Here is a 9,927-nt window from a genome sequence, read left to right on the forward strand (position 1 = left end):
GCTCCCGAGCCGCGAGCCGCGCTCTCAGGGCGTGACCCGATCGACGAGTCCCGGGTCCGGGAACTCCACGCCGAGCGACGTGTCGAACGCCGCCTCGTAGGCGGCCGCGATCGCCCGCGCGTACGCGTCGTCCCCCTTCGCCGCGGTCGGTGCGGCCGCCACCTCGGGATCGGTGGCCGGAACGCGGACGGCCCCGGAACCGCCGCCGTCCGTGTCGTCGCGGTCGACGGCGTCGCCCGACCCCGCGGTTCCGGGTCGATCGACCGCGAGCGTCGAGTCGAGGCTCCCGCCCACGTCGGCGATCCGCCCCCGGAGCCGCTGGGCCGCGTCGCGTCCGTGGACCGTTGCCGGTCGGACCGCGACCGCGCGGTCGACGCTCGTCGCGGCCGCGACCGCCTCGTTCGACCCGGCCGGCGCCGCGTCGACGACCACCGCGTCGTACGTCGTCGCCGCCTCGTCGATCCGGCCCGCTAACTTCCGAGCGGCCTCCGCCGTCTTCGCCCGGGCGACGCGCTCGAAGGGCGCCCGAGCCGGCACCGCGTCGACGCGTCCCGGGAGGTCCGGGTCCCCGTTCACGTCCCGTTCGCCGCCCGCCCCGGCGGATCCGGAACGCCGGGCGGCGTCGCCCGCCCCGATGAGGGGGTACGCCGCCGCCGAGAGCGCCGCGTCCGGGTCGTCGGTGAGGAGCGCGGTGAGGTCCGGCTCGACCCGCCCGGCCACGTACTCGGAGAGCCCCTGCGTCGTGAACGCGGCGTCGACGACGGCGACGCGCCGCCCGTCGCGCGCGCCCATCGCCGCCAACTCGACCGCGGTCCGCGTCGTTCCCACGCCGCCGGCCGCTCCGATCAACGCGAGCGTCGTCGCCTGCATGTTCCCGCGTCGCCGGAGCCGGTTCTTAAAAAGACCGAAGCGGAACGGCGGGCGGGGTACGCGGCTCCGTCGCGTTCCTACCCGTCTATCGCGGCCGCGACCTCGTCGGCGACGGCGTCGAGCTCGTCGTCGGAGAGGTCCGGCCGCTCGCCCGCCACCGCGTGGATCGGCGCGCCGCCGTCGCCCTCGAAACGCGGGACGACGTGGACGTGGACGTGCGGGACCTCCTGGCCGGCCGCCGCGCCGTCGTTGACGCCGACGTTGGCGCCGTCGGCGTCGACCGCCGCCTGAATCCGCGGCGTGAGCGACGCGACCGCGTCGAACAACTCGCTCGCGAGGTCGGCGTCGAGGTCGCCGACGTGCCGTGCGTGCGACTTCGGGATCACGAGCGTGTGCCCGCGCGCGAGCGGGTTCGCGTCCAGGAACGCCAGTACCGAGTCGGTCTCGTACACGGTCCGCGCCGGGATCTCGCCGGCGGCGATCGAACAGAAGACGCAGTCGTCGGACATACCCGAGCGATCGCTCGGGCGTCCCATCAAGGTTTCCCGGGGTACGGTTCGGTCGCTCGTCGGAGCGCCGCCCGGAGCCCCGCGGCGATCGCCCCGATCCGCGCCGCCAACGGACCTATATCCGCCGCCCCGAAACGGGCGGTATGGACGACCGGTTCGAGCGCGTCATCCGCCGGCAGCTCCGGAAGGCGGGCAAGCAGTTCGAGGAGGCCAGACGCGCCTACGCCGAGGGGCGCGACGACCCCGACGGCGACGCGGCCGCCCGGTTCGACCTCCCGACCGACGACTCCGGGGCGGCCCGCGTCGTCTGCCGACGCCACGCGGAGCGCCGGACCATTCCGGTCGACGCCGAGGGGCGCCCCGCCTGCTTCGAGTCGGGCCACCCCGACTGCGAGGGGTGCGCCGAGGACGTCCGCGACGGCGTCGTCGAGACGTGGTGACCGCCGGAACCCGCGGCGAGGGACGCGCGCGATAGCCCCGGCCCTACCCGAACAGGTCTGTGCTCCGGGGCTCCGGTGAGGCGCATGAAACGGGTCGCCGTCGTGCTCGCCCTCCTCGTCGTCGCCGGTCTCGGCCTCGCCCTCTCCGGCTTCCTCGCCGACTTCGCGGCGCTCGGGACGGCTGTCTCGCCCGCCCTCATCGTCCACCGCGTGGCGCTCCTCGCCGCGCGCGGCGTCGTCGCCACCGGGCGCGCGGCCGCGGATCGGCCGGTCGCCGTCGCCGGACTGCTGGCGTGGGCCGTCGGGCTCGCGCTCCCGCTGGCGGACGTGATCTGAGAGCTCCGGGGACGGCGCGCGTTCGCTCCGTCGAACCGCGGTTCGACGACCGTAGCACAGAAGAGATATACAGCGCGACTGAAAACGGGGAGAAACGAGCGAATGACCCGACCGATCAGTCGACGGACGGCGCTCGCCGGGCTCGGCCTCGCGGCCGCCAGCGCCGGCTGTCTCGGGCGGGCGGAGAACATCGCCGGCCGCGACCCCCACTCGCAGCTGACCCTCGAGATCAACACCACGCCCGCCGACGACGACCCGAGCGGGATCCGGATCGCGAGACAGCTCGAAGAACACCTGACCGCGGTCGGTATCGACGTCCAACTCAACGCCGTCGGACAGACCGAGCTCTGGCGCAAGGTGCTGATAAACCAGGACTTCGACATCTACGTCGGGCAGTTCGTGGAGACTGAACCCTTCGACCCGGACGCGCTGTACGGCCTGACGCACTCGAAGTTCATCGCGGAGTCCGGCTGGCAGAACCCCTTCGGATTCACGGAGATATCGGTCGACGACCTCTTGGAACGACAGCGCCGGGTCACCGGCACCGAGCGATCGGACGTCGTCGGCTCGCTTCAGGAGACGCTGTGCCGGCTCCAGCCCTTCTCCGTCGTCGCGTTCCCCGACGCGCTCACCGCCGTCCGAGAGGACCGGTTCGACGGGTGGACGGAGGACCGCCAGCCGCTCTCCGTCGCCGGGCTCCTCGAACTCGACGCCGTCGCCTCTGACGACGACTCCGGGACCGTCGCCTCTGACGGCGACTCCGGGACCGTCTCCTCTGACGGCGACTCCGGGACCGTCTCCTCCGACGACGACTCCGGGACCACCGGTTCGGCCGACGGCAGCGCGACGACGGCCGCCGCGGGCACCGGATCCGAGGGCGAAGACGTCCTCCGGCTCGTGACGACCGACGACCGCATCACGGAGAACTGGAACCCGATCGCCGCGGAGTACCGGAAGCACGGGACGTTCACCGGACTGCTGTACGATCCCCTCGTCCGCGCGGACGGCGAGGCGGTCATCCCGTGGTTGGCGGCCGACTGGGAGCGGATCGACCACGACACCCTCGACGTCTCGCTCCGCGACGCGCGGTGGCACGACGGCGAGCCCGTGACGGCGAGCGACGTCGCGTTCACCTACCGGTTCCTCCGGGACACGTCGCTGGGAAACGTCGAGACCCCGGTGCCGACCCCTCGCTTCCGCGGCCGGAGTTCCATCGTCGAAGACGAGCGGGTCCTCGACGACGCGACGGTGCGGCTCACCGTGGCCGACGTCAACGAGACGGTCGCCGCCCGCGCGCTCCAGGTACCGATCCTCCCGGAACACGTCTGGTCCGCCAGGACAGACGCGGCGACGATCGCCGGCTTCGAGCTCGACTTCGAGACGACCGAGGCGGTGGTCTCGAACAACCCCGACCCGGTCGGGAGCGGCCCGCTGCGCTTCGTCGCGGCGACCGCCGGGGAATCGGTCGTCTTCGAGCGGAACCCCGACCACTTCCTCGTGCGGCCGGCGCCCGAAACCGACCCGGAGGCGTCCGGAGAGACGGGATTCGGAGCGGCGACGGACCCCAGGGCGGGGATCCCGTCCCAGTACCACGGCAAGCCCGCCTTCGATCGGCTCCGGATCGAGGTGTTGCCCTCGGACATCTCGGCCGTCGAGTCGGTCGCCGACGGCGTCGCGGACGCGACCGCCGCGAACCTCGGTCCGGCGTCGGTCCCTCGGATCGGACGCTCGCCGGACACCCGGCTCGTGAGCGGTCGGTCGGCGGCGTTCTATCACGTCGGCTACAACGTGCGACGGAGCCCGCTGTCGAACCCCCGATTCCGGGCGGTGATCGCGCGGCTGATCGACAAGTCCGCCGTCGTCGACGACGCCTTCGACGGGTACGCACGGGCGGCGGCGTCTCCGCTCGCGGCGACGCCGGACGCGGTCCCGGCGTCGCTGGCGTGGACCGACGGGACCGACCCCGTTTACCCGTTCTTCGACGACGAGGGCTCGCTCGACGTCGCGGCCGCCCGGGAGGCGTTTCGAGACGCCGGATACCGGTTCGACGACGAAGGCCGGCTGCTCTCGCGGGGGCAATGACGCCGTTCCTGTCGCTGCTCGCGTCGATCGTGGCGTGGGTCGGGACGATGCTGGCGGTCGCGAGCGTCGCGGTGATCGGTCCGGCTCGGCTCCGAGACGCGTGGACCGGGCTCCGAGCGCGCCTGTGGGACGCCCGACGGGCCGCCGGGACCCTGTGTGCGGTGCTGCTCGCCAGCGCGATCGGTCGGAGCTCGCTACAGGCGGTCTCGGAGCTGTTCGGTCTCCAGGCGACGGCGCTCATCTACGGGCTGGAGGGCGGGTTCGTCGCGTGGGTCCAGTCGACGTTCGCTACCCCCGTGTTGACCGCGTACTTCTCGTGGGTGTACGTGTACGGCTACGCGTTCCTGCTCGCGTTCCCGGTGGTCGCGTACCTCGCGCTCCCGCGGACGACGACGCTCAGGCGCGTCCTCGTCGCGTACGCGCTCAACTATGCGATCGGACTGGCGCTGTACACGGCGGTGTTCGCCTACGGGCCGCGGAACGTGATGCCCGACATGGTGACGCCGCTGCTTTTCACCAACCGACCCGACGTGATGCTGCTCGCGAGCGAGGTGAACGTGAACACGAACGTCTTCCCGTCGCTCCACACTTCGCTTTCGGTCACCGTCGGGACGTTCGCGGTGCTGACCCGCGAGGAGTACCCGCGGTGGACGCCGGTCGCGGTGTGGCTCTCGCTGTCGGTCGTCGTCGCGACGATGTACCTCGGAATCCACTGGCTCACCGACGTCGTCGCCGGCTTCGCGCTCGCGTTCGGCTGCGTCGCGCTCGCGCACCGGCTGATCGACCCGCGGAACGACGCCGTCGAACCGAGCGGCGACGCGAGCGGGGAGCGTCCCGGGTCCGAGGCCGCCGCGGACGCCTGACCGAGCGTCCGCGTTCCGTCGCGATCAGACGCCCTCGACGAGCCGTTCGAGCTGTTCCGGCGGGACCGCCCCCCGGGCGGCGTGGCCGTCGTACGCGAACGTCGGAACGCCGGTGACGCCCTGTCGCCGCGCGGCGTCGAACATGTCGGTCACGCGCTCCCGGAGGTCGTCGTCGCCGAGCGCGTCGTCGACGACCTCGGGGTCGAGCCCGTCGGTGTCGGCCGCGATGTCGGCGAGCACGTCGCGGTCGCCGATGTCGCGACCCTCCAGCCACAGCGCGTCGAAGACGGCCTCGTCGAACGCGAGCCACGCGTCCGGCGCGGTCTCGCGCACGCGGACCGACACGACCTGCGCGGGCAGCGAGTCCACGTCGGTCGCCAGCTCGAGCGCCATCTCGTCGGCGCCGTACTCCTCCTGGAGCCGGCGGACGTTCTCGCGGGCCTGCTCGTAGTACTCCTCGTCTTTCCCGGTGTCGGCATCGTGGTCGATCTCGCCGTCGGGGCCGCGCTGTCCGGCGCGGAGGTCGAACGGGTGCCAGTCGATCGCGAGCGGCTCCTCGCGCGTCTCCTGGTAGTTCGCGAGCGACCGCCGACCGAGGTAGCAGAACGGACAGACGTAGTCGGAGTAGACGGTGATCGCCTCGGCCTCGTCGGCGCCGGTCGCGGCGTCGGAGTCGGTTGCCATATCCCCGCTACGCCGCGGAGCCGAAAAGGTCGTTCGGCGGCGGCAGGCGGCCGGCGCCCGTGCGAGTCGCGGTCGACCGCTGTCGCGACGGGCGGGGCTCGCGACGGTCGCGCTCGCTCGAACAGCGACCCACCGCGAACCATTACCAATTAATACTACTAGATTATATCATTCCGCATGTCCGAGTACGACCCGGTCGATCCGCCGGTCGCGCTGACGATCGCCGGCAGCGACAGCGGCGGGGGAGCGGGGGTCCAGGCGGACCTGGCCGCGATGGCCGCGCACGGCGTCTTCGGCACGTCGGTCGTGACGGCGACGACCGCCCAGCACACTCGCGGCGTCGAGGACGTCCACCCGCTCCCGGCCGATCACGTCGCGACCCAGTACGCGGCGGTCGACGGCGACTTCGAGGTCGCGGCGATCAAGACGGGGATGTTGGCGACCGCGGACATCGTTGAGACGGTGACGGAGTCGGTCTCGGGCGCCGACGCGCCGCTCGTCGTCGACCCCGTGATGGTCGCGGCGACCGGCGACCGACTGCTCTCGCCGGCCGCCGAGGACGCCTACGAGGCCCTGATCGCGGCCGCGACGCTCGTCACGCCGAACGCCGACGAGGCGGCGGTGCTGACCGACGAGCCGGTCGAGACCCCGGCCGACGCCGAGGCCGCTGGGCGGGAGCTGGTCGCGCTCGGTGCGGACGCGGCGCTGGTGAAGGGCGGCCACCTCGACGGCGGATCGGTCGACGAGGGCGTCGTCGTCGACACGCTCGTTCGCGCAGGGGGTGCGGGAGGGGGCGAGACCGCCCCGACCGTCGACCGCTTCGAGACGCCCCGGATCGACACCGAGGCGACGCACGGCTCCGGCTGCGCGTTATCGAGCGCGATCGCGGCGCGGCTGGCGCGGGGCGAGCCGCTCCGCGAGGCGGTCGCCGCCGCGGTCGAGGGGATGACCGAGGCGGTCCGGCGCGGCTACGACGTGGGCGAGGGGCCGGGCGCGGTCAACCCGACGGCGTCTGGCGGGGAGTGACGGAGACCGGTCGGGACGGCCGTCCGTCTCCGACCGCTATCGAGGCGGACGCCGCCCGAGTTCCGACGGCCCGTCTCGGTCAGTAGTTCGCGCCCGAATCGAGAGGTCCCGAGCGACCGGGACGAGACGGAGTTCGATCCGTGACGTTTCGATACGAAGACATTTCACGGACGACCCGAACAACGTTGCCATGGAGAGACGACGATTTCTGCGCGGAATCGGAGGCTGTCTCGCCGCCGTATCCCTCGCCGGCTGTACGGGCGCGTTCGCGGACGGTGATCGGTCTTCCGACTACCCGGGCGGAACACTCGTGATAACGAATACGGGCGACGGCCCCGTGCCGGTCTCGATACGTACGAAACTGGACGAGTACGACGCCTCGCTCGATACCGTCGTCGCCGGCGGAGAGACGGTCGTCCGTCGAGAGTTCGTCAGCGCCCGACGGGGCGACATCGTCTCCCTCGAAGCGCTCCTCGGTGAAACCGGGGAACGACTCAGCTTTCAGTTCCTTCCCGAAGGCAGCGGCGACAGCCCGCCCGAGGTCGCCGAGCTCACGTTCGAGAACGCCGTCGAGGCGAGCGCGAGTTGGACCGCCACGGGCGGGACGTAGCCGGGTCCGACTCAGTACGACCTCGTCGCTACTGCGACCATGCGCGGCATCGACTCACTCGACCCGTGATCTCGCGGAGGACTCGGCACTGCGATCGTACGCCGCCCGAACGCTTCGTCGCCGAGTACGCGAAACGAGCGATATTCACTCACCGAACGCTCCCTCCCGCGTTCAGAGCCCAGCGGCTCTCTGTCTCTGCTCCCTTCCGAGCGTCTCGGGGTCCCACGGGCGAGCCGTCCGTCGAGCGTCTTGAACGCAAGACGCCGATTATAAGTCTCGACGAGCTCATCGGTGCGTATGGCCCCCGAACTGTCACGACGGAAGACCCTCCACCTCTCCGGCGCAGCGGTTCTCACCGGACTCGCTGGTTGTAGCGCCCTCAGTTCCGGCGCCCGGCCACAGATCGCTTCGTCGCTCGGAACGACCGCCTATACGCCAATCATCGATCAGCAGCCAACGCCTGACGGAGGTGTCCCCGCGGTCTGGGGGATGATCCTCGCGCATCCGGACGCCGCGCGCAAACTCATCGACTGGGGAGCGCTCACCCCGGCAGACGACGACAGCGCCCCCGGAACGGCGTTCCGAACGTTCGACCCGGGTAAGCAGTTCATGTCGGTCATCGTCGGCGTCCTCCCGACGGGTGCGGGGCTCATGGACTACCACGAGAAGGGCGGGAATCCCGTCGAAGACATCGTTGACGACTTCACCGACCGGTCCGTCTATCAGAACGGGCGGCTCCAATACGACGTCACCTCGTACCAAGCCTTCCCGCCGGACCCGGACACCCCCGAGTACCATTACGACTACTCGTTCACCCTCTGGCGTCTGAACGGTGCCGACCGACCGACCGAGATCACCGTTGATTATCACGACGCCTGAGCCGATCCGATCGTTCCGCTGACCGCCGTCTCGCGTTGCCGGTCAATCGGTAGGGACGGTCCGTCGACCGGTTCAGAGTCGATTGGAGAGACCACCTCGAAGGCGTTCTGTCGACTGAACCCTCCGTGTTCAGCACCCGATCCCCCTGTCTCCAAGGCGTTCGACGGCACCGAATACCCGACGGCGGATCAGCGAAGTACACCGACGCTGCCGTCGGTCCGTTACAGGTACGCGAGCGGGACCATCAGCGCGACGCCGAGCGCGACGCCGCCGACGAGGACCCGCCTGCCGCCGTGCGGGAGGTCCGCGCCCGTTTCGAGCGCCTCGGGGACGAACTCCGTGAGGACGAGATAGATCATCGCGCCCGCCGCGAAGCCGAAGCCGTACGGGAGGAACGCGCGGGCGTACCGCACGAACGCGAACGCGACGACGGCTCCCACCGGCTGCGGGAGACTGGAGAAGACGGCCCACCACACCATCTTCCACTTCGAGACGCCCATCGACCGCAGCGGGATCGAGATGGCCGTCCCCTCGGGGACGTTGTGGATCGAGATGGCGACGGTCATGAACACGGCGAGTAGCGGGACCGCGAAGCCGAACAGCGCGGTGCCGCCCTCCAAGCCGAGGTCCGCGAAGGAGACGCCGACGGCGATCCCCTCCGGGAAACTGTGGACCGTCAGCACGCCGAGGATCAAGATCAGCTTCTTGAAGTCGGCCTCCTCGTACTCCCGCGGGTCGATCTCGGCGTCCATCAGCACCTCGTGCGCGAGGACGACGAGGACGACGCCAGCGAGCATCCCGACGCCGATCTCGACCGGCGTCCCCTCCGCGAGTCCCTCCCGGACGAGGCCGAACAGCGACGCGGAGAGCATGATCCCCGACGCGAACCCCCAGAGCGCCACGTTCCCGCGGTCGCTGATCGTCTCGAAGAAGAAGAACGGTACCGCCCCGATCCCGGTCGCCAGCGCCGTGATCAGCCCGGCGACGAAGACGAACCCGACTGCGTCGAGGGCGACCATTCGTCGCCTGATCGTACGCCGGTACCGCTCATAACTCCGGCGGGCGCGGTCACCGGCTGAGAACGCCGTCCCGACCCCGCCGTTTACGAGTTCACCCGAGCATCCGAACGAGGCTGGCGAGGAACACGAGGAGCAGCACCGCGACGAGCAGCAACAGCGCGGTGAGTTTCGCTCCGGGGCCGGGGCAACGCCCGTCGGACCGTGCGCCGTCCCTCCCGGAATGTTCCCGCGGCCGTCTCGGCAAGGTCACGTTCACGCTCCGTGGCCGGACCGCGACGGATCCGGGGGATGAGGAACCGCGACCGCATCGATATCGTTCGCGTCGGGCGCGGTCGAACCCCCGACGGTCGCGTTCCCCGCCGGAGCCGACTCGTTCGTCAGCGTCTCCTCACTCGGCGGGCTCGACTGTTCCCGCGTCGGATCGGTCGGCGCAGAGTCGTTTTCGTCCGTCTCGGTGTCGTTCGTCGCCGGCGCCGAGTCGTTTTCGTCCGTCGGAGCCGAGTCGTTCTGTTTCGGGGGCGGTACCGTAGCGTTCTGTTCCGTGGGTGGCACCGTAGCGTTCTGTTTCGGGGGCGGTACCGTAGCGTTCTGTTTCGGGGGCGGTACCGT

At 70.9% G+C, this 9,927-nt stretch carries 11 protein-coding genes; 7 read left to right on the forward strand and 4 right to left on the reverse strand.

All coding sequences use genetic code 11. The annotated features are described in order from the left end of the window. Nucleotides 1–24 precede the first annotated feature (24 nt). Nucleotides 25–870: a cell division inhibitor gene (locus EXE45_RS04705; protein WP_092920549.1), complete on the reverse strand. Its 846-nt coding sequence runs from the start codon at nucleotides 868–870 to the stop codon at nucleotides 25–27. A gap of 77 nt (nucleotides 871–947) precedes the next feature. Continuing rightward, the gene (locus EXE45_RS04710; RefSeq protein ID WP_137693672.1) at nucleotides 948–1,379 is read right to left on the reverse strand and encodes an HIT family protein; all 432 of its coding nucleotides are present in this window, start codon (nucleotides 1,377–1,379) and stop codon (nucleotides 948–950) included. Between the two features lie 143 nt (nucleotides 1,380–1,522). Here EXE45_RS04710 and EXE45_RS04715 point away from each other — a divergent pair, with 143 nt between their 5' ends. The 4 genes from EXE45_RS04715 to EXE45_RS04730 all read left to right on the forward strand — a co-directional run bounded on the left by EXE45_RS04715 (nucleotide 1,523) and on the right by EXE45_RS04730 (nucleotide 5,100). Continuing rightward, a complete protein-coding gene (locus EXE45_RS04715) occupies nucleotides 1,523–1,819 on the forward strand; it encodes a hypothetical protein (RefSeq protein WP_092920551.1) in 297 nt (98 codons plus the stop codon). A gap of 84 nt (nucleotides 1,820–1,903) precedes the next feature. Beyond that, entirely contained in the window at nucleotides 1,904–2,155 is a 252-nt protein-coding gene (locus tag EXE45_RS04720) for a hypothetical protein (RefSeq protein ID WP_274595466.1), read from the forward strand. Nucleotides 2,156–2,257: 102 nt separating this feature from the next. Continuing rightward, nucleotides 2,258–4,237, forward strand: coding sequence for an ABC transporter substrate-binding protein (locus EXE45_RS04725; RefSeq protein WP_137693673.1), 1,980 nt, complete (start codon nucleotides 2,258–2,260; stop codon nucleotides 4,235–4,237). Further along, nucleotides 4,234–5,100: a phosphatase PAP2 family protein gene (locus tag EXE45_RS04730; protein WP_137693674.1), complete on the forward strand. Its 867-nt coding sequence runs from the start codon at nucleotides 4,234–4,236 to the stop codon at nucleotides 5,098–5,100. Before EXE45_RS04725 ends, EXE45_RS04730 begins: the two co-directional genes overlap by 4 nt. 24 nt (nucleotides 5,101–5,124) lie before the next feature. Here EXE45_RS04730 and EXE45_RS04735 read toward each other — a convergent pair whose 3' ends face one another. Then, nucleotides 5,125–5,784: a DsbA family protein gene (locus tag EXE45_RS04735; RefSeq protein ID WP_092920554.1), complete on the reverse strand. Its 660-nt coding sequence runs from the start codon at nucleotides 5,782–5,784 to the stop codon at nucleotides 5,125–5,127. Nucleotides 5,785–5,961: 177 nt separating this feature from the next. Here EXE45_RS04735 and thiD point away from each other — a divergent pair, with 177 nt between their 5' ends. From thiD to EXE45_RS04750, 3 genes are all read left to right on the forward strand, one after another. Further along, nucleotides 5,962–6,810: a bifunctional hydroxymethylpyrimidine kinase/phosphomethylpyrimidine kinase gene (gene thiD, locus EXE45_RS04740; RefSeq protein ID WP_137693675.1), complete on the forward strand. Its 849-nt coding sequence runs from the start codon at nucleotides 5,962–5,964 to the stop codon at nucleotides 6,808–6,810. Nucleotides 6,811–7,120: 310 nt separating this feature from the next. After that, nucleotides 7,121–7,420, forward strand: coding sequence for a hypothetical protein (locus tag EXE45_RS04745; RefSeq protein WP_137693676.1), 300 nt, complete (start codon nucleotides 7,121–7,123; stop codon nucleotides 7,418–7,420). A 297-nt stretch (nucleotides 7,421–7,717) separates the two neighbouring features. Further along, nucleotides 7,718–8,299, forward strand: a complete 582-nt coding sequence (locus tag EXE45_RS04750) for a hypothetical protein (protein WP_137693677.1) — start codon at nucleotides 7,718–7,720, stop codon at nucleotides 8,297–8,299. A gap of 221 nt (nucleotides 8,300–8,520) precedes the next feature. On the opposite strand, the gene EXE45_RS04755 is transcribed toward EXE45_RS04750, so the two are convergent. Next, nucleotides 8,521–9,318 carry a ZIP family metal transporter gene (locus EXE45_RS04755; protein WP_092920558.1) on the reverse strand — a complete coding sequence of 266 codons (798 nt, stop codon included), beginning with the start codon at nucleotides 9,316–9,318 and terminating at the stop codon, nucleotides 8,521–8,523. Nucleotides 9,319–9,927 lie beyond the last annotated feature (609 nt).

Origin of the sequence: Halorubrum sp. SP9 (assembly GCF_005435015.1) — an archaeon.
Classification (GTDB): Archaea; Halobacteriota; Halobacteria; order Halobacteriales; family Haloferacaceae; genus Halorubrum; species Halorubrum sodomense.

Bases quoted from the DNA above. Each gene is read 5' to 3' on its own strand.
- EXE45_RS04705 (WP_092920549.1), bottom strand. From the start codon at position 870: ATGCAGGCGACGACGCTCGCGTTGATCGGAGCGGCCGGCGGCGTGGGA.
- EXE45_RS04710 (WP_137693672.1), bottom strand. From the start codon at position 1,379: ATGTCCGACGACTGCGTCTTCTGTTCGATCGCCGCCGGCGAGATCCCG.
- EXE45_RS04715 (WP_092920551.1), top strand. From the start codon at position 1,523: ATGGACGACCGGTTCGAGCGCGTCATCCGCCGGCAGCTCCGGAAGGCG.
- EXE45_RS04720 (WP_274595466.1), top strand. From the start codon at position 1,904: ATGAAACGGGTCGCCGTCGTGCTCGCCCTCCTCGTCGTCGCCGGTCTC.
- EXE45_RS04725 (WP_137693673.1), top strand. From the start codon at position 2,258: ATGACCCGACCGATCAGTCGACGGACGGCGCTCGCCGGGCTCGGCCTC.
- EXE45_RS04730 (WP_137693674.1), top strand. From the start codon at position 4,234: ATGACGCCGTTCCTGTCGCTGCTCGCGTCGATCGTGGCGTGGGTCGGG.
- EXE45_RS04735 (WP_092920554.1), bottom strand. From the start codon at position 5,784: ATGGCAACCGACTCCGACGCCGCGACCGGCGCCGACGAGGCCGAGGCG.
- thiD (WP_137693675.1), top strand. From the start codon at position 5,962: ATGTCCGAGTACGACCCGGTCGATCCGCCGGTCGCGCTGACGATCGCC.
- EXE45_RS04750 (WP_137693677.1), top strand. From the start codon at position 7,718: ATGGCCCCCGAACTGTCACGACGGAAGACCCTCCACCTCTCCGGCGCA.
- EXE45_RS04755 (WP_092920558.1), bottom strand. From the start codon at position 9,318: ATGGTCGCCCTCGACGCAGTCGGGTTCGTCTTCGTCGCCGGGCTGATC.